22 protein-coding genes and 2 tRNA genes are annotated in these 26,203 nt (G+C 39.8%); 11 read left to right on the forward strand and 13 right to left on the reverse strand.

Annotated elements, in window-relative coordinates:
* The first annotated feature begins 77 nt into the window (after positions 1-77).
* Positions 78-1,205: a 2-amino-4-hydroxy-6-hydroxymethyldihydropteridine diphosphokinase gene (folK, locus tag ACOV1Q_RS04760; protein ID WP_424493219.1), complete on the forward strand. Its 1,128-nt coding sequence runs from the start codon at positions 78-80 to the stop codon at positions 1,203-1,205.
* A gap of 92 nt (positions 1,206-1,297) precedes the next feature.
* On the opposite strand, the gene ACOV1Q_RS04765 is transcribed toward folK, so the two are convergent.
* A complete protein-coding gene (locus ACOV1Q_RS04765; protein ID WP_424493220.1) occupies positions 1,298-1,849 on the reverse strand; it encodes an RNA methyltransferase in 552 nt (183 codons plus the stop codon).
* Positions 1,850-2,126: 277 nt separating this feature from the next.
* On the opposite strand from ACOV1Q_RS04765, the gene mutS reads away from it, so the two are divergent.
* The 3 genes from mutS to ACOV1Q_RS04780 all read left to right on the forward strand — a co-directional run bounded on the left by mutS (position 2,127) and on the right by ACOV1Q_RS04780 (position 5,157).
* A complete protein-coding gene (gene mutS, locus ACOV1Q_RS04770; protein WP_424493397.1) occupies positions 2,127-4,718 on the forward strand; it encodes a DNA mismatch repair protein MutS in 2,592 nt (863 codons plus the stop codon).
* Positions 4,719-4,981: 263 nt separating this feature from the next.
* Positions 4,982-5,054: transfer RNA gene (locus tag ACOV1Q_RS04775), tRNA-Gly, on the forward strand.
* Between the two features lie 17 nt (positions 5,055-5,071).
* Positions 5,072-5,157 (forward strand) — tRNA-Leu (locus tag ACOV1Q_RS04780).
* 136 nt (positions 5,158-5,293) lie between these two features.
* On the opposite strand, the gene ACOV1Q_RS04785 is transcribed toward ACOV1Q_RS04780, so the two are convergent.
* A complete protein-coding gene (locus tag ACOV1Q_RS04785; protein WP_424493221.1) occupies positions 5,294-6,271 on the reverse strand; it encodes a helix-turn-helix domain-containing protein in 978 nt (325 codons plus the stop codon).
* A 202-nt stretch (positions 6,272-6,473) separates the two neighbouring features.
* Between ACOV1Q_RS04785 and ACOV1Q_RS04790 the strand changes: the two genes are divergently transcribed.
* From ACOV1Q_RS04790 to ACOV1Q_RS04805, 4 genes are all read left to right on the forward strand, one after another.
* Complete coding sequence (locus ACOV1Q_RS04790) at positions 6,474-8,894, forward strand: TonB-dependent receptor (protein WP_424493222.1); 2,421 nt, start codon at positions 6,474-6,476, stop codon at positions 8,892-8,894.
* An 11-nt stretch (positions 8,895-8,905) separates the two neighbouring features.
* Positions 8,906-10,252 (forward strand): DUF4374 domain-containing protein, encoded by a 1,347-nt coding sequence (locus ACOV1Q_RS04795; RefSeq protein WP_424493223.1) that lies wholly within the window; start codon positions 8,906-8,908, stop codon positions 10,250-10,252.
* Positions 10,253-10,336: 84 nt separating this feature from the next.
* A complete protein-coding gene (locus ACOV1Q_RS04800) occupies positions 10,337-11,488 on the forward strand; it encodes a PepSY-associated TM helix domain-containing protein (RefSeq protein WP_424493224.1) in 1,152 nt (383 codons plus the stop codon).
* A gap of 225 nt (positions 11,489-11,713) precedes the next feature.
* Entirely contained in the window at positions 11,714-12,163 is a 450-nt protein-coding gene (locus tag ACOV1Q_RS04805) for a hypothetical protein (RefSeq protein WP_424493225.1), read from the forward strand.
* Positions 12,164-12,279: 116 nt separating this feature from the next.
* Here the strand turns inward: ACOV1Q_RS04805 and ACOV1Q_RS04810 are convergent, their stop codons facing one another.
* Entirely contained in the window at positions 12,280-12,507 is a 228-nt protein-coding gene (locus ACOV1Q_RS04810) for a hypothetical protein (protein WP_424493226.1), read from the reverse strand.
* Between the two features lie 169 nt (positions 12,508-12,676).
* Positions 12,677-13,753, reverse strand: a complete 1,077-nt coding sequence (locus ACOV1Q_RS04815; RefSeq protein ID WP_424493227.1) for an endonuclease/exonuclease/phosphatase family protein — start codon at positions 13,751-13,753, stop codon at positions 12,677-12,679.
* A 312-nt stretch (positions 13,754-14,065) separates the two neighbouring features.
* Here ACOV1Q_RS04815 and ACOV1Q_RS04820 point away from each other — a divergent pair, with 312 nt between their 5' ends.
* Positions 14,066-15,133, forward strand: a complete 1,068-nt coding sequence (locus ACOV1Q_RS04820) for an AI-2E family transporter (protein ID WP_424493228.1) — start codon at positions 14,066-14,068, stop codon at positions 15,131-15,133.
* 40 nt (positions 15,134-15,173) lie between these two features.
* Here ACOV1Q_RS04820 and ACOV1Q_RS04825 read toward each other — a convergent pair whose 3' ends face one another.
* The 4 genes from ACOV1Q_RS04825 to ACOV1Q_RS04840 all read right to left on the reverse strand — a co-directional run bounded on the left by ACOV1Q_RS04825 (position 15,174) and on the right by ACOV1Q_RS04840 (position 20,290).
* Positions 15,174-17,669, reverse strand: coding sequence for a DUF5916 domain-containing protein (locus tag ACOV1Q_RS04825; protein WP_424493229.1), 2,496 nt, complete (start codon positions 17,667-17,669; stop codon positions 15,174-15,176).
* 136 nt (positions 17,670-17,805) lie between these two features.
* Positions 17,806-18,474 (reverse strand): outer membrane beta-barrel protein, encoded by a 669-nt coding sequence (locus ACOV1Q_RS04830; protein WP_424493230.1) that lies wholly within the window; start codon positions 18,472-18,474, stop codon positions 17,806-17,808.
* A gap of 231 nt (positions 18,475-18,705) precedes the next feature.
* Positions 18,706-18,927 carry a hypothetical protein gene (locus ACOV1Q_RS04835; RefSeq protein WP_424493231.1) on the reverse strand — a complete coding sequence of 74 codons (222 nt, stop codon included), beginning with the start codon at positions 18,925-18,927 and terminating at the stop codon, positions 18,706-18,708.
* Positions 18,928-19,051: 124 nt separating this feature from the next.
* Positions 19,052-20,290, reverse strand: a complete 1,239-nt coding sequence (locus ACOV1Q_RS04840) for a 3-deoxy-D-manno-octulosonic acid transferase (protein WP_424493232.1) — start codon at positions 20,288-20,290, stop codon at positions 19,052-19,054.
* Positions 20,291-20,377: 87 nt separating this feature from the next.
* Here ACOV1Q_RS04840 and ACOV1Q_RS04845 point away from each other — a divergent pair, with 87 nt between their 5' ends.
* Complete coding sequence (locus ACOV1Q_RS04845; RefSeq protein ID WP_424493233.1) at positions 20,378-21,511, forward strand: DegT/DnrJ/EryC1/StrS family aminotransferase; 1,134 nt, start codon at positions 20,378-20,380, stop codon at positions 21,509-21,511.
* A 153-nt stretch (positions 21,512-21,664) separates the two neighbouring features.
* Here ACOV1Q_RS04845 and fabD read toward each other — a convergent pair whose 3' ends face one another.
* The 5 genes from fabD to ACOV1Q_RS04870 all read right to left on the reverse strand — a co-directional run bounded on the left by fabD (position 21,665) and on the right by ACOV1Q_RS04870 (position 25,026).
* The gene (fabD, locus tag ACOV1Q_RS04850; protein ID WP_424493234.1) at positions 21,665-22,546 is read right to left on the reverse strand and encodes an ACP S-malonyltransferase; all 882 of its coding nucleotides are present in this window, start codon (positions 22,544-22,546) and stop codon (positions 21,665-21,667) included.
* A gap of 89 nt (positions 22,547-22,635) precedes the next feature.
* Positions 22,636-23,136 (reverse strand): pyridoxamine 5'-phosphate oxidase family protein, encoded by a 501-nt coding sequence (locus ACOV1Q_RS04855; RefSeq protein ID WP_424493235.1) that lies wholly within the window; start codon positions 23,134-23,136, stop codon positions 22,636-22,638.
* Between the two features lie 96 nt (positions 23,137-23,232).
* Positions 23,233-24,096 (reverse strand): fructosamine kinase family protein, encoded by an 864-nt coding sequence (locus tag ACOV1Q_RS04860; protein ID WP_424493236.1) that lies wholly within the window; start codon positions 24,094-24,096, stop codon positions 23,233-23,235.
* The gene (locus ACOV1Q_RS04865; protein WP_424493237.1) at positions 24,074-24,571 is read right to left on the reverse strand and encodes a dihydrofolate reductase; all 498 of its coding nucleotides are present in this window, start codon (positions 24,569-24,571) and stop codon (positions 24,074-24,076) included. The genes ACOV1Q_RS04860 and ACOV1Q_RS04865 overlap by 23 nt, the downstream gene beginning before the upstream one ends.
* Before the next feature lie 2 nt (positions 24,572-24,573).
* Positions 24,574-25,026, reverse strand: coding sequence for a 2TM domain-containing protein (locus tag ACOV1Q_RS04870; RefSeq protein ID WP_424493238.1), 453 nt, complete (start codon positions 25,024-25,026; stop codon positions 24,574-24,576).
* A gap of 67 nt (positions 25,027-25,093) precedes the next feature.
* Here ACOV1Q_RS04870 and ACOV1Q_RS04875 point away from each other — a divergent pair, with 67 nt between their 5' ends.
* Positions 25,094-26,179, forward strand: a complete 1,086-nt coding sequence (locus ACOV1Q_RS04875) for an aminotransferase class V-fold PLP-dependent enzyme (protein WP_424493239.1) — start codon at positions 25,094-25,096, stop codon at positions 26,177-26,179.
* The last annotated feature ends 24 nt before the right edge of the window (positions 26,180-26,203 follow it).

Below are 26,203 nucleotides of genomic sequence, written 5' to 3' on the forward strand. Positions count from 1 at the left end.
TAAGAGTATATGATTTTGTTTTATTTAATTTGCCGGGAAATTGCCGTTACACCACCATAAATTTTTCTTAAAATCCCTTGAATCCGCCTCGTTTAGTACATATCGCTCTTGGAAGTAACCAGGGGGACCGCCTGGATTTTCTACAGCAGGCCATCTTTAAGATCCATGAGAATATAGGAGAAATCGCATCAATTTCTGCCATTTTTGAGACCCCTGCATGGGGATTTGAAGGAAATGCATTTTTGAATGCATGTGCTTCGGTCTACAGCAGATTTTCTGCGGAAGAAATTCTTGATGAACTTCTGAAAATAGAGGCCTTCCTGGGCAGAGAACGGAGTTCAGGAAGTGGTTATCAAAATCGTACGATAGATCTTGATATTCTTCTTTTTGAAGAGGAGATCATTGCTTCTGAAAAACTGATGGTGCCGCACCCGCAGATGGAAAGCAGGAAATTTGTGCTTTTACCACTGGCAGAAATCGCTGCGGAAGTAAAACATCCCGTAAAAAAGCAAAAGATAAAAGAGTTTCTGGCTGCTTCTGAAGATACCTCGGAAATAACTAAAATTCCGGAGCGGTTGATAAAACCTGAAAGTTTTACTTTTTCCCGTTACAACTATATTGCGGTGGAAGGGAACATTGGGGCAGGAAAAACCAGTTTTTCGACCATGGTTTCCCAGGATTTCAATGCAAAGCTTATTCTGGAACGTTTCAAGGACAACCCTTTTCTTCCGAAGTTCTATGAAGACCAATCGCGTTATGCTTTTTCGCTGGAAATGTCATTTCTGGCAGATCGTTACCAGCAGCTATCAGATGACCTGGCGCAGTACGATTTGTTCAAGGATTTTGTGATTTCAGATTATGATGTTTTTAAGTCGCTCATTTTTGCAAAGATCACGCTGCAGGAAGATGAATATATGCTGTACCACAAGCTGTTTAACCTCATGTACAAGGAACTGGTAAAGCCAGATCTTTATATTTATCTCTACCAGAATACTGATCGCCTGCTCGCCAACATCAAAAAGCGCGGCCGCGATTATGAACAGAACATTCAGCAGGATTACCTGACAGAGATTAATAAGAGTTACCTTACTTTTATAAAATCACAACCCAACCTAAACGTGAAGATCATTGATATTTCTGAACTGGATTTTGTGAACGAACGGAAGGATTATTTGAAGTTGCTTTCGGAAATTCAAGCCCCCTAACCCCCAAAGGGGGAATTAGAATTTGGGAAATTCTAAATAGAAATTTTTTAGATCAAATAATGGTGGCGCTCCTACAGTATACAATCTACATTTTACAATATACTTTTTTCATATAAAATCTTAGAGAACACATCCCAGAGCACGACACCGGCGCTTACCGAAATGTTCAGAGAATGTTTGCTGCCCAGCTGCGGGATTTCCAGAACTCCGTCACTTTGGGAAACCACTTTTTGCTGCACGCCTTTTACTTCATTTCCGAAGATAAGAGCGTAGGTTTGAGATTCTGTGGGTTGAAAATCGTTCAGCATAGTGGCATTTTCAGCTTGTTCTACAGCAAAAGTTTTAACTCCGGCAGCTTTCAGTTTTTCTACGACCTCAAGTGAATTTTCCACATATTCCCAATTTACGGTTTCGGTGGCTCCCAAAGCCGTTTTTTGGATGTCTTTGTGCGGCGGGGTAGCGGTTATTCCGCAGAGGTAGATCTTCTCTATGAGGAAAGCATCGGCGGTGCGAAAAATAGAGCCAATATTATTAAGGCTGCGTACATTGTCTAAAATGACAATAATGGGCGTCTTTTTTGCTTCCTTAAATTCTGAAATAGATTTGCGGTCGAGTTCGCTGTTTTTGAGCTTCCGGTTTTCCATAGGCGCAAAAATAGGAATATTTGCGGCAATTTCTTTCCGAGGAAAAAGTCAGGTTGAAATCTTCAGAAGAAGAAAAGCCAAGAAAGTTATCAAAAAATGACATTTTTGAGGGGTTTTACGGCTCGCTTTTCTGCAGTATTTCAAGCTTTTGAAAATTTTGAAACTGTGAATAAATGAAACCAGAAAGTTTTAAATGCAAGGCAGGAATAAGTATTTTAGCAGGGAATAAAAATCCCGATCTGTGTCAGCAAAACAAGAGAAGAAGGTAACGCCTTTAATGAAGCAGTACAACGCCATCAAGAAGAAATATCCTGATGCTTTGCTGTTGTTTAGGGTAGGAGATTTTTACGAAACCTTTGGCGAAGATGCGATAAAAACCGCACGCATACTCAATATTGTACTTACCAAAAGAGGAAATGGCAGTGAACAGGAAACTGCGTTGGCCGGTTTTCCTCATCATTCTTTAAATACGTACCTGCCAAAGCTTGTGAAAGCGGGAGAGCGGGTGGCGATCTGTGACCAGCTGGAAGACCCGAAAATGACGAAAAAGATCGTCAAAAGGGGAGTGACCGAGCTGGTGACGCCGGGAGTTGCACTCAGCGATGAGGTGCTTCAAAGTAAATCGAACAATTTTTTGTGTGCTATTCACTTCGGAAAAAGAGACCACGGAATCGCATTTTTGGATGTTTCCACAGGGGAATTTTTAACCGCCGAAGGTTCGCTCGAATACCTGGACAAGTTGCTTCAGAATTTTGGGCCCAGTGAAGTCCTGGTTCCGAAGAATAAGAAAAAAGAATTCCTGAAAACTTTTGGAGAGGAATATCATAGTTTTTACCTGGAGGATTGGGTTTTCAAAAAAGATTACGCCTACGAAACACTAAATAATCATTTTAACACCAATTCCCTGAAAGGCTTTGGGGTGGAAGAATTGCAGGAGGGAATTGTGGCATCGGGCGCGGTGCTGTATTATCTTGGTGAGACGCAGCACCATAAACTGGAACATATCACGGGCATTAGCCGGATTGCAGAAGAGGAATATGTGTGGATGGACAGGTTTACCACGCGTAACCTCGAATTGTATCATTCCACGGCTGCCAATGCTGTTACTTTGCTGGATGTAATTGATAAAACGACCTCGCCCATGGGTGGGCGAATGCTGAAACGCTGGCTGGCCCTGCCGCTCAAAAATGTGCAAAAGATCGAAAACCGCCACAGGGTGGTGAATTACCTTATAAAGCATTCAGAAGATCTGCGGAAGATTCAGCAGCATGTAAAACAGATCAGCGATTTGGAGCGTCTTATCTCTAAAGTCGCGACGGGAAAGGTGAATCCGAGGGAGATCGTCCAGTTGAAAAATTCGCTGGAGGCTATTGTGCCGGTAAAATCGCTGGCTTCGGGAGCAGAGGAGGAGGCGTTGAAAATTCTCGGTGACAATCTCCACAGTTGTGAGATGCTGAGAAATAAGATCAAGGAAACCCTTTTTGAAGATGCGCCTGTCAATATTCTGAAAGGGAAGAGTATTGCAGAAGGCTTTTCAGCAGAGCTCGATGAATTAAGAAATATTGCATTTTCGGGGAAAGATTACCTTGATGAAATGTTGAAGAGGGAATCTGCCGCCACGGGTATTACTTCTTTAAAGATTGCCAGCAATAATGTTTTCGGCTACTACATAGAAGTGCGAAATTCACATAAAGACAAGGTTCCTGAAAATTGGATTCGAAAGCAAACACTTGTCAATGCCGAGCGCTATATTACAGAAGAGCTCAAAGAGTACGAAGCGAAAATTCTGGGTGCGGAAGAAAAGATACTGCAGCTGGAGCAGGAGATCTTTCAAAAGCTAGTGCTGTGGATCTCAGATTATATTCAGCCGGTGCAGCAAAATGCCCAGGTTATAGGTCAGCTGGATTGCCTTTGCTCTTTCGCAGAACACGCGATGACAGAAAATTACTGTAAGCCGGAAATTGAAGATTCGCATGAACTGGTTATTAGAAACGGGAGGCATCCTGTAATTGAAAAGCAATTACCAGCGAGCGAAACCTATGTTGCTAATGATGTTTTTCTCGACCGGGAAGAGCAGCAGATCATTATGATCACCGGACCTAATATGAGTGGTAAATCGGCTATTTTACGTCAAACGGCTCTTATTGTTTTACTTGCACAGATGGGGAGTTTTGTGCCGGCAGAGGAGGTAAAAATGGGAATTGTAGACAAGATTTTTACCAGGGTAGGAGCCAGTGACAATATTTCTATGGGTGAATCTACTTTTATGGTGGAGATGAATGAAACCGCCAGTATCCTGAACAACCTTTCAGATCGCAGCCTCGTCCTACTGGACGAAATAGGCCGCGGAACCAGTACCTATGACGGAATTTCCATCGCATGGGCAATTACGGAGTATTTACACGAACATCCAGCAAGGGCAAAAACTTTGTTCGCTACCCATTATCATGAATTGAATGATATGAGTGAAACTTTTGGTCGAATCAAGAACTACAATGTTTCGGTAAAAGAGCTAAAGGATAACGTGTTATTTCTTCGGAAACTGGTGGCCGGTGGATCAGAACACAGCTTCGGAATTCATGTCGCCAAGATGGCGGGAATGCCTAAACAGGTGCTGCATCGTGCAAATAAGATCTTGAAAAAGCTGGAAGAATCTCACGGAATGCAGGAGAATACTGAAGTTTTAAAAAAGTCGGCCGAAGAAGAAATGCAGTTGAGCTTTTTTAATCTTGATGACCCAATTTTGGAAGATATTAAGGATGAGATCCTGCATATCGATATAGATACGCTTACACCGGTAGAGGCCTTAATGAAGCTCAATGAGATCAAGCGCATGCTAGCGGGCAAAAGTCAGAAAGCAAGAGCGTGATTTTAAGCGGGCAGTTTTGAGCTCCTCAGTTTGCGAGGAGAATTAATGTGATACTAACAGGATTAATAAGTGGAATTTAGAAGATTTGACATCCAGTAGGTTAAGAAAGGAAAACCCAATGCGTCTCAATAAGAGTTGAATTTCAACGGAAAAAATCCATTTTATTTTTTAGAAAAGACTTTGAGATTATAAGATTTATACTAAATTTGCATCCGAATTAACAGTTGCAAAACTACTCGAGAGAGTAAAGTTCATTAAAATTTGCGAAAATAGCTCAGTTGGTAGAGCGCCACCTTGCCAAGGTGGAGGTCGCGGGTTCGAATCCCGTTTTTCGCTCTTTAAAAATTTTCCATGCTCGGATGGTGGAATTGGTAGACACGTTGGACTTAAAATCCAATGACCAGCAACGGTCGTGCGGGTTCAAGTCCCGCTCCGAGTACAGAAACCCTCTTTATCTTATTGATTTAGAGGGTTTTTTTATGTCCAGCTTTCTGGTAGTAGATTGGATTGAATTGAATTCCGGTAGGAGTAGATTTCTGCTATTATAGGTGATCCTGGGGGAAGAATAAGTTAACTTAGGAAAGAAAGCTTGGCAGAAAGCCGTAATATTTTTTAAAGGCAACGGTGAAATGCTGCGGATTCTTGTAACCTACCTGGTAAGAGGCTTCTGAAATAGACATGCCTTCATTTTTAATAAATTCTTTCGCCTTTTCCATCCGGATTTTGGTAATGTATTTAAAAATAGTGGTAGAATATACTTTTTTAAAGCTTTGCTTAAGTTTTGAGGTGTTGAGGCCAGCGATAGGTGCAAGTCCGGCAATGGTGATATTTTCTCTGTAATTTTTTCTTATGTATTTTTCAACCCGCAGAATTCCTGCATGTTCAATTTTAGAAAGTTCTTTTGCATGGTTTTCAGCAGTATGACTACTGTCCTCAACAAGTAAGTTCACCAGTAAAGCCGTAATTCTGGCTTCGAGGTAGATCTTTTTTATATGCCCGCAATAGCTGCACGTTATAATATCCTGAATTTGTTGCTGTAGTTCAATGCCAATAGGCCTACTCTTTTCCCATAGAAGGGAAGAGTTTTTCTTTTGTAGTACCTCAGTTAATCTGGTGCGGAATAAGCTGTATTCTCCTCCAAAAGTTTTTGCAATAAATTCTTCAGTAAACAGAATATCCAGTGTCTTCCTATTAGTCGTTTGGGTACTTAAATAACCTTCGGGCTTGGGCACGTAGAAAATGTTGAAATGTCCCGCGGGTATAGACAGTACTGGGTTCGTGGCATCTTCTACGATATAATCACCTTCAAGTTCAAAGTGTAGTTTAAAAAAAGAAGTGTTTCCGGAAATTTTCAGTGAATGAACGCCCGATACCTCAAGATCCTGTATGAGTAAGCAGAAGCCGTTGAGCTGTAGGTGCCGAATATTCCCTTTTGCCTGACCATTATCAATAACTATGATCTCTTCCTCAAAGGTGTAGGTTCGAAAATCCAGGCTAAGCCTTTTAACAAAAGCTTTTTCTTCAAAATGGGGATTTTCAATCCTAAATTCCATGGGGCATATCTGTTTTTGAATAGAAAGAGATATTTAGCAGGAAACCAAACCGGCACATTCTTCCTTTTGCGTAACTAAAAATTCCTTTTACGTTAGCAAGTGGCCCTGTTGCTCTGCTATTTTTGCCCAAAGATAGTTATTTTAATTAAATCTAAATAAGGAAAGCGTTTTGGGCCTGAAAAAGAAATTTTTTTTCTTGATAATGTTGTCTCTCTTACCACATTTATTGGATGCGCAGTCTAAAGCGGGTGAAAAATTTTCATTTTCGGGCCGTATAATAGATCAGAATGGATATTCTTCTTCTGATGTGCAGATTATTCTTTCTAATGCAGTTGAGGAGTATAAGACCTTGACGAATGCAAAAGGCAATTATGAGATACAGGGAATTACTTCCGGAGTATATATTCTTGAACTTCAAAAAGGAGATTATATTGATTTCAAAGAAATAATAGTTAAGGGTAAAGATGTAGTTTCAAATTTTCAGATAAACAATAAAAAAGATTACGAACTGGAAGAAGTTTATCTGAACATAGAATCTGTGAAATCTGAAATCGAAAAAAAAGGTTTTGCAGTAAATGTTATTGAAACGGAGGAAGCTGCGGCTCGAAACGTTCAAACCAATGAGCTTTTGAATAGGAGTGTTGGGGTAAAGATTAGACAGGATGGAGGTTTAGGCTCCTCTGTAGATTACAACCTTAATGGAATGTCTGGCAATTCTATTCAAATTTTCATTGACGGCATACCAATCTCCTCTTATGGTTCTTCTTTTGATTTAAACAGTATTACTCCTAATATGATTGAAAGGATTGAAGTTTACAAGGGAGTGGTTCCTGCCGAACTCGCGTTTGATGCGCTTGGGGGTGCAATTAACGTTGTTCTTAAAAAACAGGTGAGTAACCAGATCAATGCCTCGCTGTCCTACGGTTCCTTTAACACCACTCAGGCCAACTTCAATGCTATTTATCATTCAGAAAGCTCAGGTTTTTTTATTAAAGGTTCCGGTTTCTATAACCATTCTGATAATGATTATGAGGTTTGGGGAAGGAATGTGTACAACATTTTACCAAATGGAAAATATGATTATGTCAAAGTAAAAAGGTTCAATGACACCTTTTATTCGTACGGAGGTATCCTGGAAGCAGGTTTCAAAAATGTGAGTTGGGCGAATAATTTTTCTATTGGTTACACAGCTTCCAGTTCTTATAATGAAATACAGCACGGCACGTATATGACGGTTCCCTATAAAGGTAGGTTTCTGGAAGCAGATGCGGGCATAGTAAACATTACTTATAATAAAAAGAATCTGTTCATAAACGGACTTGATATAAACTTTCACGGTTTGTACAGTGAACGGCAAAGAACAATAAATGACACTGTTAAGTGGAATTACAACTGGTCTGGCGAATTGAGCAGGGATCGTAAGGGGAATCCCATTCCCTCGCAAAGAGGAGCACAACAGGGTCCACCTACCATTTTAAATATTTTTAGAGATATATATTCCTTTCGAGGAGGTTTAAGTTACTCTTTTGACAATCATCACATGCTGAGTCTCAACCATGTTTTCTATACAATTTCCAGGGAAGAAAATGATGAACTATGGAATGGCATTAGAAGGAATTTCGTGGAAACGCGCGCTCTGGAAAAAAATGTAACCTCCTTGTCCTATGAGTCCAGATGGTTCAATGAACACTTAAAAACTACTGTTTTTGGTAAATACTATCAGCAGGAAATTGAAAAGATGGATCCCGTTGTGGTTAGTGTAGATGGAGAAGAAGTTAGACGGGAGCAGCATTTTGATCGAAAAACTGAAGAATCTGGATATGGATTGGCGATCTCTTACCTGTTAGATTCCGGAATCTCTTTTTTAGGTTCGGCAGAAAAAGCTATTCGGCTGCCCTCAGATAATGAAACTTTTGGAGATGCGGGAGAAAACATTGTAGAAAATCCAGGCCTGCAGCCCGAAAGAAGTAACAATTATAACCTGGGTGTAAAATTAGGACCTTACAAGATTAAAAGGCATAAAGTTTCAGTCTACGCCTCAGGCTTTATAAGGAATACACAGGATAAGATCGTAAGGCAAACGCAAACCAATCTAAATGATGCTATTCAAACTGCTCCTTTTGAAAACCTGAGCAAAACGCAATCGAAAGGTTTTGATGCTGAACTTGTTTATAGTTTCAAGGAGAACTTGAATGTTTTGTTCAACATGTCCAAATTCAATACCAGGTTTAAAACCAAGTATGATAACAACGGGAATGTTTTGTATAACTATAATGAACAACTTCCCAGCGAACCTTTTCTCACGGCCAATGTTTCCGCAGGATATACCTTTAGGAACACCATTCAACCTGGTTCTTTATTTAAAATTTATTACAACCTGGGATATGTTGATTCTTTTTACAACGTGTGGACCAGAAAGAACAGGAGAGGGCTGGAAGATTTTAAAGTTCCGGAACAAACGGTGCAGGATCTTGGGTTGAGCTATGTATTTCCAGACAAGAACCTTATTGTAAGTTTTGATGTAAATAACATCTTAAACGAGCAGGTTTACGACAATTTTGCGGTGCAGAAACCGGGTAGGGCTTTTTATCTCAAATTAAATTATTCAATTAATAACTTCTAAATAGATCCGATATGAAAAATAGATTTACAAAATTATTTAATTATGCTGCTGTAGTTGGTGTAATAAACCTGGCGATGAGTTGCAGTAGTGACGACGGGAATATGATAACTCCCGAACCCAATCCAGTTGAAGGTAGGTGGATAACCGTAGCGGGAGCTATCATGGATGAAACTCCGGGAAACGGGAATGGAGGAACTGTACTTTACTCTATCTCTCAGGAAAATGCTGAAGATCCTGATTTTGAGGTAAATGTATTTGAAAATGGTTTTTCTGTGAGATCACAACGTACTGCGAGACTTCAATCATCTGTAGATGGTTCTACAATGTTTAATATTGCATATGGAGGAGATATTGGAGGTGAATTCTCCAAATATCATATCAATGGAGGTGGAGACTTTGAGCAAACCGGTGGGGTGGTAAATATTTCTCAGTATGCCGGGACTTCACCAAGATGGGTGAAATTATTTGATGGTGATCAAACCGGCGCGGCGGTGAGCGTGACAAGTCCGCAGGTAAATGAAGGTGATACTTACGAATACACCAGAGGGACCGCTACCATAGTTACTATTGATATGAATGAAGTCCTTATTTCAAACAACAATTCTTTTGAGATTCCTCTTTCAGAAGAAGAAGAGGCGGCCGGGTATTATATCTTTCGATTAGATACTCCTGTTTTAAATGCTGCCGGGGATAAATTAATCATAGGTACCTGGATGGGTAAAACTGATCCTGCCACGGGAGAACGTGACACAAATGAATACGAAAGACTAGGTTCCAAAGCTCTAGTGGTTGATTATCCATCTTTAGAGAACCCAACTTTAATTACTTCCAGTGTAGGGTTTGGTGATACCAGTGGTTACCGTAGTTTTAACAGCTTTTTGGCCGAAGATGGAAACATCTATCAGGCAACACAAAGAGATCCCAATGGCTCTCATATATTAAGGATTGGTGCAGACAACGAATATGATAATTCGTATAATTTCAGCTTAGACGAAGCTTTGGGCGTTAATAACTCTTATATTGAAAGTTGGAGGTACGTAGGGAATGGTATTGCATATGTGATGTATACCCATGATGGTTCAGCAAACACAAATTTCAATCCTGGTACCCAGCAAAGTTTCCTGGCAAGATTAGATCTTAATTCCAAGACGGCTCAACAAGTAGACCTTCCTTATGAACCTGATATGTATTTCTTCCAGTACCAGGGATTTGTAGTAGACGGGGATAAGGTTTATGTCACTATTTCTCCCGTAGGAAAAGATGGGAATATCTATATTCTTAACAGCCAGACAGGAGAAGTGACAAAAGGAGCCAAATTAATTAATGAGCCTGGGAATCATTTCATCGGGGCCTTTTAGATAACCTTTAACCTTAGGTCATAAGCAAGATAAACTAGTTCCGGTTGTAGCCATGGTTACAACCGGAACTTTAAATTTTCAAATATGAAGAAAAAAAAGAAAAAGTACGGACTTAGAAGGTTTATAAACGATGTCCATCTATGGCTTGGCCTTGGAAGTGGAATTATCCTTTTTCTTGTTTGTCTATCCGGAACCATACTCACTTTTGAAAAAGAAATAAAAAGTGTTTTTGCTCAGGATTTTGCCGTTTCCGGAACAAAGGTTATGCCTGTTGAAACTTTAACCGAATTATTGCAGGAAGAAGGTGAAGTATCTTCTGTGAGCATACCTGCACAAAAGGGAAAGCCTTATGAATTCCGGGTCAAAACTAGTCCTGAAGATCGACGGGGAACAACTTTTTATGTAAACCAATATACAGGAGAATATAAGAAAACCAGGGAATCTCCCCTTGACGAATTCTTCATGTGGAATTTCAGAATGCACCGTTGGTTACTGTTAGATTCATCCATTGGAAGACCTATTGTGGGAACAGCTACCATTATTTTCTTTTTCCTGGCCTTGAGTGGTGTATTTCTGTGGTTTCCAAAGAAACTGAAGTGGAAGAATATGAAAAGTGGCTTCAAAATCAAAACATCAGCCAATTGGAAACGTATAAACCACGATCTTCACAATACTCTCGGTTTTTATGCATGTATTTTCCTGGTAATAATGACATTAACAGGCCTGTGCTGGAGTTTTGAGTGGTATCGTGACGCAGGAAGCGAAGTGCTGGGAACTAAAATTTTTGGAAACAGGGGTGGTGGAACCGATTTTAGTTCGAATAGAGACATTTCTTCGGTAGATGCAATTTCCCTTGCTTCAATTTACAGAATCTCCTCAAGTGAGCTGGATTATGATGGAACTACTTCCATTTCATTTCCAGGAGATAAAGACCAGGTTTATAATATTAGAAAAACAAGTGATAACGGCTGGTCTCCTGTGACTGTAGATAAGCTTGTGCTTGATCTTGACGGCACGGTGCTGCATAAAGAAATTTTTAATGAAAAACCTCTTAATGTTCAAATAGCTTCGCTTATAAAACCCATTCATACCGGGGAAATCTTTGGGACTTTTTCAAAGATAATTTATTTTCTTGCCTGTCTCATCGCGACCAGTTTACCTATTACAGGTACATTGATTTGGCTTAATAAAATGAAGAAAACTCCTAAAAATAAGAAACAACAGGCTGAGCTTTAGAATTATATTCAGTTGAGCGATCCATATGATATTTTTCTGATTTCCTTCTTCAGTAATGTTTTTAAATAAACAACGCCCGTATTTCAAGTCGGGCGTTATTTATTTAAAAAGGTTTAAAAAATGACATTTTTGGATCCTTTTCTGGGCTGTAATTTGTTCCACATGGCATTGGGGGAGTGATAGACAAACAAAATTTTTATAACTTGTTGCTCAAATCTGCTCCATATGAAAACCTTAGGCGTACTCCTTTTTTTTCTGGTACTTAGTGCAGGAAGTTGTGCGCAGGCACTACAAGTAGATGGTCGCGATATTGAGAACGCTGCACTTATTGGGGTTTCCAGCAAACTTCACGGTTCGGCGAAATTATATTCGGTTCAAAGGGAAAGTCAGAAGCTTTTCATCCTCACCTTCTACAATCCAGATGCACCCAATATGTACGAAGCAGAGAACATTTCCTTTTATGGAACAAATCAAGACTTGGATATGCTCTACGAATTTCTGAAAAAAGGCTTTTCCTCCAGGGAAAGGCGACTGAAAAATTTGGGAGAAGGGCACAAAATGGCCGTAAGTTTTGCTTACTCCTCAATTTTAGTAGAGGTGCTTCGGGAAAATGGACTTAATGGCTGGTTCTTTCTTTCCAAAAAGCAGCTGGACAGGTTATTCGGGAAAGTCTAATTAAGAGCATATACCAAATATCGTGTTTTACAACTCGTGAAGACTTCTTCAGAAATTTTAAAGTTCCTTTTCCTTTGTTATATCCTATTTAGTTGTTGAGTCTTGTCTTTTAATCTTTAAAAATTGCTTCTTATTCTTATTTTTTGATATTTTATAAATTCTTTTGAGACTTTTTTCCAGTCCGGACTACTGTAGGTAAATGATTCTACAGAATGATCTACCGCATCTTCGGGTGAGTCAAAAAAACCTTTACCATTGCAGGAGGAACAAGTTTCTTCATGGAGGACCAAATGTGCCTTTTCCATCCCAAAGCCCATACAGACTTCACATTTTAATTTGTTCATAACTCTCAGGTAATTAGTGTTATATTCAAATATAATCATATACAAATGGCTGCAACAAATAATTATGTTAACAGATCAATCCACAACACATAATGGAATACCTAAAACAGTTTTAAGCTAAAGTTATTCGCGGGAAGTTGATGAAGTGAGATTATGGGATTTTGGTATCTCAAACTTGGTCTTTGGGATGCCCCTTGTCAATTTTTTCTTCAGCCCACTCTTTTTCTTCTTCGTCCGCTTCAACAGGTTCCTCCTGTAGATGTTCTACCCGTGGTTCAAAATTAAGTTTGGCGAACATGGGAAAGTGGTCTGAGCCAATGCTTTTTAACCGCTGTATTTCTACAAGGCAAAAATCTTCTGTGTGAAAAATGTGATCTAAGGGCCATCTAAAGAAAGAATAACCGGTATGATAGGTGTTATAAAAGCCCCTGCCAATCCTAGGATCCAGTAATCCACTTATTTGTTGAAACAGTTTGGTCGTCCGGGACCATGCCACGTCATTAAGGTCTCCAAAAACCAGTACAGGTTCATTTTTTGGCTTGATTTCGCGCCCAATTAATAATAGTTCAGCATCCCGGTTGGTAGAAGTGTCATCTTCGGTGGGGCTGGGTGGCTTAGGATGAAGGCAGTGAATTCGCACTCTTTCGCCATTTCGAAGCTTGACGTAGCCGTGTATGGAAGGAATTTCTGAAGTGATGAGGTATTTAACTTCGATATCCTCCAGCTCCAGCCTGGAGTAAAGGTGCATTCCATAAAGATTATCCTTGGGAATTTTAACGCAAAATGGATAATCCTCTTCAATTTCTTCCAATGCTTTTTCCCAGCGCTTGTCAGTTTCCAGCGTAAGAACAATATCCGGTTGTTTCTTGTGAATCCTCGCTAGAAGTTTGGAGTATTTATCGTTTGGCGTGAGAACATTGCTTACCAGTACAGAAATATGATTTTCTGGTTTATCTCCCTTGTATCTCATTACCTGTTTTTGTGCGAGAATGGTGTAGGGATAGATTTTAGCCGCCTGGTAAAGAAGGCTTGCAATTAACAGGCTCACCAAGATGTATTGCCAGGAGGCGTCAAAGGGAAAAATATATGCAGAAAAAGCTAAAACCACTAGAATAAGAAAGCAAATCTGTAAACGTGGAAAATCGAATCCTCGCACCCACCATTGATCATATCTTGATAAAGAAGCCAGCGTAGGAATTAACATTAAGACATCAAAAAAAGCTACAATCAATTCCGGTACTGTCATAAGATGCTGGCCTGGAGGGTTAGGTTTATTTTGCACTAAAATAATAAAAACGGCTCACATTTGCATGAATCAAAATCCACTCTTAAACTTTCTCGAGGAAAGAAGTTTTAAAAAAGAATGACTTTTAGCTGTGCTTTTTCTCCCATACAAGTAAGATTTACCGAATCGATATTTCTTTACAGTAGTTAAATATCAGAACGTCAATAATTTGAGAATCTTTTATGAAAACAGCTTTTTAGAGGGATATGCTTTAACGGGAGCTTAAGGAGCTAAGAATAATTTTTTTGTAATTTCCTGAAAATACTTTTTTAAATGAATACAGGCGCAAGAATACTTCTTAATACGACTTTAGCTGTACTGGGAACCTATTTCTGTTTCTTGGCCATTGCAGAGGCAAAGGGATTTCTAGCACCTTTATCAACGGCTTTCATCCTTGCCCTGGTGGTTGTACCACTTTCTTCGAAACTGGAAAGAGCGGGGATGCCAAGAATTGTCGCCTCTCTATTGAACACCTTCCTTCTTTTCCTTTTTTCTATTGCTTTTATGGCACTTATTTCCTTTCAGGTGAAAAGTTTTGTTGCCGAATGGTCGCTCATTCAAAGAACAATGGAACCCAAGATGGAAGAATTGCAAACCTTTATTTTTGAGCATACGCCCTTAACTAAAGCCGATTTTAAAAGATATAGATATAATGAAGAGGGAAAAATGCCTTTTTGGGATGATATGAACCACAGGAAACGTGCAATTGGGGTTTTTGCAAAAACTATGAATTTTCTTGGGATTTACATATTGACCTTTATATATATATTCTTCATTCTTAACTACAGGAGTCGTTTTCGGAAATTTTTACTGCGCCTTTTCCCCGATGAAAGGAAGGGAAAGGTGAATAAAATCATGAAGGAATCGGCACGTGTAACCCAGCAATATCTTATAGGGAAACTTATTCTTATGGCTCTATTGGCTGTGGTGTATTCTATTGGTTTAGGAATTTCGGGGGTGAACAATTACATTTTGATAAGTCTTATTGCTGCTTTGGTCACCTTAATACCTTACGTAGGGAACATCATTGGGTTAGCATTGGCAATGGGATTTGGATATTTGACATCGGGTGATTTCAGCGTTTTGGTGGGTGTGGTGGTAACTTTCACAGTGGCGCAATTTGTGGAAAGTTATGTTCTGCAACCTTATATAGTTGGTGATAAAGTAGGCTTACATCCATTTGTGGTAATAGCAGTGGTGGTAGCAGGTAGCGCTTTATGGGGAGTAATAGGTATGATCCTGGCGATTCCTTTAATGGCCATTATTACAGTGGTTTTTCTACATATTTCTCCTTTAGAACCCTTCGGATTTTTATTCAGCAAAAAAACTTCTTCAGATTAATGAAGTTCCAAAAATGCCCTTTTTGAAAGCTTTTTTAAAATTATCTACTGTAAAGTCCTTGGCCTCTTCCGTATGTTTTTTGGTCCAGAATGCTTAAGCGGGTGGCCGTTGTTGTTGGTGCAGGAGAGGACTTGAACCAGTTTTTGATGCGGTTGTAATCCAAATAATAATTTACTCTCAAAGATATATTGTTAATCTGTGGTTGCGCAAAAAGCTGGTCAAAATTATCTGCAATGGGAATTCTTGCTTGCTGTACATAATTTTCTATAGCATTGCGATAGAGCAGGCTGAGTTGACTGCCGGGAGCAAACCACCAGGAAAAGCGTAGATCTACATTCCAGCTATTATAGGTGGTATTTTGGTTTTCATTATAAGAAGAATTGTATTGCAGACTTCCATCCTGCTCAAGGTTATAAAATGCTGAATAATCTACTTCTGAAAAGTAATGTCTAAAAGCAAGATTTACTGCCATTTTGTTGTTGAAAATATATCCGGATCCTAATGAATTCACCACCGTGGTCCTGTTGCGTTTTCCGAAGATAATTTCTTCATCCATAAAATCTACAAAGCCCTCTTCTTTATCTGAAGAAACAATGCTGGAATTAAGATTAATGTTCACCCGGTCTGAAAGCCGATAAGTAGGACTAAACTCAAAAATGAGCCTACCGCGTCCTTTTTCATCATACTTATACCAATCAAGCACCACTTCCGCAGCAAGTTTTTTACGGTAATCTGTAGAAAACCAGGTCCACACGTCGTAATAGGTTGGAATGTCAAAATGTCTGTTATCAACCCGTGGCTCATAAATATCTTGTGTGCCTAAAGGAGTGGTTTCAAAACCACCTCCAAAGGTGAAAAAAGTTTTAGTGGTGAAGCTGGAATTAAAATTGAAAATTAAATTACTGAAGAGATCTGGCTCCAGCCTGCGCTGGTGGACCAGGTTGAAATTAAGAAACAGGTTGTTCAGGAATCCTTTGGGCTGTAAATACCGGTACCCATAGTAGCCAACGTAGTTTACATAATTCGTGGAGCTGGAATATCCCAGATCATTTATGTCATAATCATTTGTTCTTAATTCAATTTCTCCAGAAAATCGATTCTTACCGCTAATTTTTGCAAGTCCGGCACCTGCTTCAGTTCCAAATTTTGTCTCTTCTTCCAATACCCAGCTGCCTTCGGCGCTGGCAAAATATTCAAAGGTGTTGGCCTTATTTGTAAGGTTGAGGTAAAGACCTGTGGCATTGGCATCTCGAAAATGACCTTCTCGTACCACATTTGTATTCACCATTGAAACAGAGGAATTGTCTCCAAATCGTTGATCCAGGACGAGGATGTTATAATTGGTAAATGGCTCGGTCACCACTCTTCTGGAATCGTTAGTTTCAATATTCCTTATGGTGGCGTAGGTATTTTCAGTAATCGCATTAAAAAATCCAATTCCCAGTCCTTCATTGGTCCTGCCTGAAATTTTCAAAGCATTAATCAAATCTACAGAAGAAGGGTATTCAAGAAATTCTTCATTTTGAGCAAGCTCAATTCTTCCTGTTGGAGCGCCTCCAACCCGACGTGAATAGAAGAGGTTGCCTTTGGTGAATAATTCTGTACCTTCGGTAAAGAAAGGCCGTTGTTCATCATACTGCACTTCAAAAGCCGACAAATTTAGAACAGCGTCATCAAATTTTGTCTGTCCAAAATCTGGTACAAGAATCATATCCAGTGTAAAAGCATCATTGATCCCATATTTTAGGTCCATTCCTCCATTGAAGTTTACGGTAGTTTCACCATCATAATTGTTCACATAAGAAGACAGGTAGGGCTGAAAGGAGAGGCGAACGGGAGTTTTAATATTTTCTATACCGTAAAGCTCTCCATCATAAATAGAGTAGGAGCCTTTCGAATTGTCTACGGGGCTCCATGTATATCGAGTGCGAGTGCGGCGAAATTCCCGCTCCATGTTTAGCCCCCATTCTTGTATGTCTTTCTTCGGAAAGCGAAGTTCTGAATAAGGAATGAACATCTCTGCAACCCAGTTGTTGCCATTAGTTTTTACCGCACTGTACCATACTGCATTCCAGGAAGAATCTTCGTTGCCATTAGTCATTTTGGCGTCATATTGCACACCGGCTGCAGTGACAATGAATTGCATGCTTTGTTGACGATCGTTATAACCGTTTAGTAGCACAAAAAAGAAATCATCGTTTCCAATTTGGTCACGTTCCGTAAGCTCTTTCAAAATTTTAGAGGGATCTGGATCCTGCATGGTGGCTCCAAAATATATGCCCAGGTAATCATAGATAATCTTAACTTCGGTTTTTAGGCTGTCCGGAATTCTTTTCCCGTTATTGGGCATTCTCTCTACAAAATCACCGGCAACAGGCGCATCTTCCCAGGCAGCGTCATCAAGGACACCATCAATTTTTGGGGATTCTGAAATTCTTTTTACGGTAAGGCTTTTTCGTGAGATGCTATCGATTTCCTGTGCATGTAAGATTGAACAGGAAAAGAGAAGAAGAATACTTCCAATTAAAACTTTCATCAATGGTCTTTTGTTAAAGACAGTGCCATATTGCAAATGTTACAAGGAGCACAGATTTTTTTATAAATAGTTTTTGTATGGTGGAATGAAGAATAAAAAAAGCCACTCTAGAAAGTGGCTTGTAAATCTTTTTGGCTTAATAACAGGGACGCCTTCTTCTTTCGTTAAGTCCCGGACCTCCAATTTTGAAGATAAGGCTAACGATTACCTGATGTACACGAGGATCGTCAAAAATTGCTTCGTTTATACCGTATTCGGCATTTAGGATATCTAAACTAAGAGGTTCGACAGTGGAAAGTGAGCGTTCATAACGAACATCTATACCAAAACGCCCATATTCTACTTTGGCGCCAATTTGTGCATTTATAGGGGAATTCTGCAAAGTTATAGGGTTGCGGAATTCTTCTCCTTCTAGGGTGGCAGATAAGATGTTGGAATAAACAGGACCAGCATAAACATCTAGGGGTCCCCATACATTATAACCTACCAGTAAAGGTACAGTGACGGTTTCTATCGAATAGGTGGAAGGCTGATTCGGAAATTCAAAAGTGCTTTCCAGTGAGGAATAAACCACCTCGGGTCTGAGAAAAAATTTACCGAAGTTAATTTGACCAAAAGCGCCGCCATGAAAACCTACTTCGCCGTTGGCCTCAACTGTGCCATCATAGAAACGAGCTTGTGTTCCTGTAATTTGACCGCCCATGGTGTAATTGATTCCACCTTTGAGACCATAACTTATTTCCTGCGCTGTGCTTGTGAAAATTGCTCCTAAAATGAAGAAAAGGGAGTATATATATTTTTTCATGTTGTTCAGTTCTGTACCTGGTTACAAATAAAAAAGATTTTTTCGGTTATCTCAACTAATTTATAAAGTTATAACGCTTCCACTTGTAATTAATTTTATGTTACTTAGGATTTTGGGTAAAGAAAGTCGAGCCGGGAAATTGATTGAAAATGTTCTTTGTTTTTGGGTCCTCCTTAAAATAAAAAAGCCACAAGATTTCTTGTGGCTTAAATTACAAACTCGAAAGAGATATTACATTTCTCCTTCTTCGTCGATTTCTTCTTCAAGTTCCTGACCTGCTTCCTCTACTTCTCCTTCGATTTCTTCACCTGCTTCTTCAAGATCTCTCTCTACTTCTTCAGTAGAATTTTCGAATTCTGTTTCAACTTCTTCTGCCTCATTTGAAGTTTCTCTACAAGAATATACAGATAGTGTGAAAACAGCTGCTAGTAGTGCTAAAGATAATTTTTTCATGTTCAAAATGTTTGATTAGTAAGGACAAATTTAAACTAATTTTTAAATAACCAAAGGCTAATACTCCATTATGTATGATAGCACCGGGGATTTTATAAGTTCTTAGAATAGACTTCACAAAACTTTAGGAATTGAGGCAAATGTAATCAGCAATCATCTTTGTTGCACCCGTGTTGTTATTTACAAAGTGTCCAGATATCCTACCTGTTTTTCTTCGAAACTCTTCATCTCCTACTAACTTTAACATGGCTTGCTCCAGTTCTTCTTTGTTTGCGACCGAAAATAAGCCCGCCAGTTGACGTAGCTGCTGTGCTTCCGGAAACTTTGAATAATTCTTTCCAATGATGATCGGGAGGCCAAAAGTTGCCGGCTCCAATATGTTGTGTAGTCCCGTAGTGCCTGCTGCTCCCCCAACGTACGCGATATCTGCAGCACTGTAAATTTTGGTTAACAAACCAATCGTATCTATAATAAGGACGTCGTATGCTGAAAGATTTTTATGTTGTTTTTCGGAAAATAATAGCGTCTTTCGTTTCAGGTTTTGTTGTAGCTGTTGAATTTTAGCCTCTTTAATAGTGTGTGGTGCTATAATGAATTTTAGACCTTTGGGAGCGGTGTTAATAAAACCCAGTAAAAGCTCTTCATCTTCAGGCCAGGTGCTTCCGGCAACCACGCAGAGATTATTGTTCTTAAATTCTTCAATAAAATTAAGGTGGTTGTTGTAGTGAATTTGTTGAGCGACCCTGTCAAATCTCGTATCCCCACTCAAAGTGACATTTTTGAAGCCTATTTTATTCAGCAATGCTACAGATTTTTGATTCTGAACAAAGAAATGATCAAATGTTTTTAAATAGGAACGCATCCAGCTTCCGTACGGCTTAAAAAATGCCTGATCTTCTCTAAATGCACCAGAAACCAGCAATGTTTTGACATTTCTTTGCTTCAGTTTCTGTAAATAATTGGGCCAGAATTCATATTTAATAAAAAGTGCCCATTCCGGGTGAACTATATCTAAAAATTTCTGCACATTTCGCGTAGTATCTAGGGGAAGATAGATCGTTACATCTCCCAACGATTTATTTTTCTTTACCTCATAACCCGAAGGGGAGAAGAAGGTAACAATTATCTTTTTCTTCGGAAAATGGTCTTTTACGCGCTCTATTACGGGCACTGCCTGCTCGTATTCCCCAAGAGAAGCTGCGTGGAACCAGATGGTTTTATCTGCCGGCGAGATCTCTTCTCTTAAAATGGAGAACACATTTTTCCTGCCGCTCACGAAAAGTTTCATTTTATCACTAAACCATCCGCTTACCGGAAGTAGTCTTTCTGCAGTGTTAATTGCTATATTGTAAAGAAAATGCACAGGCTGTTATTTGACTGCTAAATTAGAAAAATTGCATTGGCGAAAGGAGTGATATTTCGTATTTTCGTGGTCCTATAAAAACATGGAATGAAGAAAATACAAATGGTTGATCTTAAGGGTCAATACGAAGAAATAAAAGAGCAGGTGAATTCTTCGATTTTAGAAGTTATAGATTCCACTGCATTTATCAATGGTCCTGAAGTACAGCAATTTCAGAAGGAAATGGAAGATTATCTTGATGTAAAGAACGTGATTCCATGTGCCAACGGTACCGATGCCCTTCAAATTGCGATGATGGGATTGGGTCTAAAACCCGGAGATGAGGTCATTACTGCCGATTTCACTTTTGCAGCAACCGTAGAAGTTATTGCACTCTTGCAGCTAACTCCTGTTTTGGTTGATGTAGAACCCGATACCTTTAATATTGATCCTGAAGCAATTAAAAAAGCCATCACCTCTAAAACCAAGGCCATAGTACCGGTGCATCTTTTCGGGCAGACTGCTAACATGGATGCAATTCTGGAAATTGCTGCAGAACACAACCTGTATGTCATTGAAGACAATGCGCAGGCGATTGGTGCCAATTACCATTTTAAAGACGGTAAGAAAGCAAAAGCAGGAGTTTTAGGGCATGTTGCCTCTACTTCCTTCTTCCCTTCGAAAAATTTGGGCTGTTATGGAGACGGTGGTGCCATCTTTACGAATGATGACGAGCTGGCACACAGCATCCGCGGGATTGTGAACCACGGGATGTACGAGCGTTACCACCACGATGTAGTAGGTGTCAACAGCCGACTTGACAGTATTCAGGCGGCGGTATTGAGAGCAAAACTTCCAAAGCTTGATAGTTACAATAAGGCGCGGCAAGAGGCAGCCAAAAAATATTCAGAAGCATTTAAAGACCAGGAGTATATCGTTACTCCTTTTACCCAAAGTAGCGCGGATACACATGTTTACCACCAGTATACCCTAAAAATCCTAAACGGGAAAAGAGACGCGCTGGTACAGCATTTAAATGCAAAAGGAATTCCTTGCGGAGTGTACTATCCAATTCCACTCCATAGCCAGAATGCTTACAAGGATGAGAGATATAATGAAAGTGATTTTCCCGTGACCAATCAACTTGTAAAGGAGGTAATTTCTTTACCTATGCACACAGAACTTGATGACGAGCAAATTAATTACATTACTTCAGAGGTTATAGCTTTTGTTAATCAGTAAGAGTGCATGCAGAAATTATTAGGCCCCTCGAAAAATGCCATTTTTGTCATGAAAGAGGGGAAGTTTTATAAACTAGAAAAGCCAGAAAATAATGCATTAAAAATCCGGTGAAGTTCTCCTTCACCGGATTTTTAATTTTTTATAACCAGAAATCTAAACTTCTGCAGAAGAAACTTGCGCATTACGGTCAATTTTCTTTACAAGGCCTTGAAGGACTTTACCTGGTCCCACTTCTATAAATTCTGTCGCGCCGTCTTTGATCATATTTTGAACACTTTGTGTCCACTTCACGGGTGCTGTAAGCTGGAACATCAGGTTTTCCTTGATTTTTGAAGGGTCTGTGACCGCAAAGGTGCTTACATTTTGATAAATGGGGCAGGAGGGATTTTTGAACTCTGTCTCTTCAATAGCTGCTGCCAGTTCCTCTCTTGCCGGTTCCATTAAGGGAGAATGAAATGCACCTCCAACCGGAAGGATCATGGCACGGCGTGCTCCTCTTTCTTTTAATTCCTCACAGGCTTTTTCCACTGCTAACAGGTCTCCGGAAATAACAAGCTGTCCCGGGCAGTTATAATTTGCAGCAACTACCACCCCACGAGTGTCTGCGCAAATCGCTTCCACTATATGGTCTTCAAGCCCAAGAACGGCTGCCATGGTAGATTCTTCAAGTTCGCAGGCTTTCTGCATCGCCTTTGCCCTTTTAGAAACCATTTTCAATCCGTCTTCAAACTCGAGGGTACCGTTTGCAACCAGTGCCGAAATTTCCCCCAGCGAATGACCGGCTACCATATCTGGTTTAAAAGAATCTCCTAAAACCTTGCTTAAAATTACCGAATGCAAGAATACTGCAGGTTGGGTAACTTTGGTTTGCTTCAGGTCATCAAGAGATCCTGTAAACATAATATCTGTAATGGAGAATTCCAGGATCTCATTCGCTCTCTCAAAGAGCTCTTTGGCAAGCGGAGATTGTTCATAAAGATCTTGCCCCATGCCTTTAAACTGTGCTCCCTGGCCGGGAAAAATAAATGCTTTCATCATGAAATATTTTATTCGGCTAAATTAAAAAAATAAAAAGACCTTATAACCATGGTGGGTTACAAGGTCTTTTCAATGTTTCACCCGGTTTATAGATTCAGTTTCCCTTTTTTACCAACATCCTGATCTTTACCGGTAATGGCAGCGGCTCCCATTTTCAAGAGGGAAACATACTTATTGTCTTTGGTGTCCCAGTAATAAGCTTCAGAAGGGGTGAATTTAATGGCGGTTGCCTGCGGATCATCTGCGCCGTCAAACCAGCTGTCATCGGCGCTGTCATATAATTCTTTGATCTTTTCTTTTTCAGTAACTATTTCCCCGGTACCGTAAACGCTCAAAAATTCCATGTCTGATGGTTTACTGTACAACAACTGTATCGCACCCGTTCTTTCTATATTTTGGTTATGTTCGCTGCTTCGTAAACTAAGAAACCAAATGTTTCCCGCATCGTCTACCTTCTTCGTAGACATTGGAATGGCATCAAGTGGCTTATCCTGAAATCCTGTTACCATCATGGCAAACTTTATATCTTCTGCGAGGGATTTCAATTTTTCTTTAGCTTCAGTATTACTATAATTTTCTGTACTCATAATTCATTTTTTAGTTATCCAATTAAATATAAGAGGATTATATTGCGATATGAGCTAAAGAACTGCTAAAGAAAAAGGTTCTTGTGTTAAGTTTTCTTAGGAATAGGAGTCAAGAATACTTTTGACGCGAGAATGGTAACTGCTGCCAAAAATATTTAGGTGCACCAGTAAATAATACAATTGCCACAACGGAATTCGCTCCTGAAACCCCATTTTTAAAGGGTAATACTCATTGTATCTTTCAAAAACTTCTTCTGAAAACCCTCCAATAAGTTTCATCATGGCCAGGTCCATTTCTCTTGGGCCGTAACAAACCGCCGGGTCAATAAGACAAGGCTCACCCTGCTCGTTTACCAGGTAATTGCCGCCCCAAAGGTCACCGTGGATCAATGCCGGGGGTTCTGCAGGGATCTCTTTGGAAATATTTTTAAAGATTCTGTTGGTGTTTTTAAAAGAAAATCCACGCTGAGATGCCATTTTTAGCTGTGGTTCCAGCCGCTGATTGATGTAAAAATCTGCTGCCGATTTTTCTCTCCCGTTATACTGCGGAAGGCTCCCAATATAATTGGAAGCATAAAACCCGAATTCTCCTGAAGTCGTTTGGTGCAGCGCTGCCAGGTTTTTAGCAAATTTTTCCCAGAAATCGGGTGCTTTAGAGCCTTTTGCTTTGTATTCAAGCAAAAGATACGAGTATTTGCCGCTTTTTCCGCAGGAATATACCTTAGGAACATCAATTGTTTTGCTGTTTTTGAGGGCTGTCAAACCTTCTTTTTCTGCTTTAAACATCTCCGGGAATTTATCGCTGTCGTTGATCTTGAGCACTCTTTCTCCGGCAGTTGTTTTTAGAAGATACACCTCATTGATGCTTCCGCCGGCAAGTGAGTTAGCTCCGGAAATCCTGAAATTTTCCTTTGTTTCAATTCCGGAGAAAATGCTTCTAAGATCCCCTTTTTCGCTCATAAGTTTCATACGTAAATGAGAAATCGTGGCGCTCGTCTTTTTCGTGAAAAGTAGAGGAAACCAATTTCCATTTTTCAGCATCAATTTCAGGGAAAAAGGTGTCTGCATCAAAGCTGCCGTGGACGCGCGTAAGTTCGATTTTGTCGGCCTTTTCCATAGAAAGTTTGTAGATCTCGCCGCCGCCAATTACAAACGGCTGCGCATCTTCTTTAGTAGTTTCCAAGGCTTCCTCCAGCGAATGCACCACAATAGCAGCTTCTGGATTGTAGTCTTCTTTACGGGTAATCACCACATGGGTGCGGTTGGGCAGGGGTTTTGGGAAGGTTTCAAAAGTCTTTCTTCCCATAATAATATAGTGCCCGGTGGTTAAAGATTTAAAGCGCTTGAAATCATCTGGCAGGTGCCACACCAAATCCTTGTCTTTTCCTAATTCGTTTTTTTCGCCGGCTGCGGCTATGAGGGTTACTTCAGGCATTTCTAAGAATTTATAGGCTTATCGGGATCAATTCCGGGTTTTGGCGAAGTGGGAGTCGTTGTGTTCGTACCGGTATTTTTTGTAAGCGGATGTTCTCTTTCGACTTTTTGCTGAAGTTCATCTATTTTTTTTCTTTGTTTTGCCACCAGCTTTTCAATTTGCCGGTTCTCCCAGTCCTTGCCTAAAAACCGGTTGGTCACAAAAACATTGTAGGCGTGCAGGAGTAGAATCACTCCCCAGATAATGATTGCCCATACAAACCAGTCAATTCCGAAGGGTTGAATATCTTTTCCATATTCCAGGAAAGCATTTAGAATAATAAAAATGACAGAACCTATTAGGAAAAATATAAAATGCTGAATAAGCCTTTTCTTCTGTTTCGCACGTTCCTGGGCCTTTTCTATCATCTCCCGCTGTTCAGGATCAATGGAGTTTTTATTCTTTTTATAAGACATAATAAAGGAGTATTTTAGATGAAATTCATTCAAATTTATTGTTTTTACTTCGGAATCCTCAGTGCTTATGAATAATTTTAGAAAACCATTCCCCCTTTTAGAGCAGTATACTTACTTGAATACGGCTGCTTCAGGTTTGATTTCTGAAGATCTGCTTGACTTTCGGCAGAATCATGATCTCGATTTCCTGATCTCCGGAAGCATTTTTAAAGAAAATCAGGATGCATTTCTTGCCGATGTTAGAAAAACCGTAGGTTCGTTCTTTAATTGTCAGCCAAACCACGTGGCGCTCACGCCAAATTTCTCCTATGGTTTCAATATTCTGGCAGAAGGCCTTCCGCCGGGAAAAAAGGTGCTTTTGCTGGAGAATGATTACCCGTCCATCAACTGGGCGATAGAAGCAAGAGATTTTAAAACCTGTTATGCAAAGATCAATGAGCACCTGGAAGAGAACATTGCGGAAGTGGTAAAATCTGAAAAACCAGATGTTTTCGCTCTTAGTATTGTGCAATGGATCAACGGAATTAAAATTGACCTCGAATTTCTGAAAAAGCTCAAAAATGAGCATCCTGAACTTCTTATTGTAGCCGATGGAACACAATATTGCGGGACAGAGGAATTTGATTTTGCAGCCTCGGGTATTGACGTTTTAGGCGCCAGTACCTATAAATGGATGAATGCGGGATACGGAAATGCTTTTTTTCTTTTCAAGGAATCTGTGACCGGCAAAGTTCATCCTAAAAATGCAGGTTTTGGATCGCTTCAGGGAAAGTACAAGCCGCAGGAAGGGAATTTTATTGGCAGGTTTGAACCGGGACATCAGGATACCCTTAATTTCGGGAGTTTAATGGCGGCAATTAAATTTATTCAGAAAATAGGAATAAAGGAAATAGAAAAAAGTGTAAAAGCAATCGCTTCTGAAGCAAAAGAAGCCTTTGAAAAGGAGAACCTTTTGCAACCTGAGGTGTCAAAAAGGGCATTTCATTCCTCGATTTTTAATATTAAAGGCGATGAAGCGCTATTTCAGCATTTAAGGAGTAAAAAGATCATTTGTTCCCAGCGCGGGGAAGGGATAAGAGTAAGTTTTCACTATTTTAATACTTCCGAAGAGCTGCAAAAGCTTTTAAAAGCCATCAAAAGCTTCAGAAAATAGATTTTCAGGAAGATTTTTTTTAAT

It is taken from the genome of Salinimicrobium maris (assembly GCF_049680855.1).
In the GTDB taxonomy this organism is placed as follows: Bacteria; Bacteroidota; Bacteroidia; order Flavobacteriales; family Flavobacteriaceae; genus Salinimicrobium.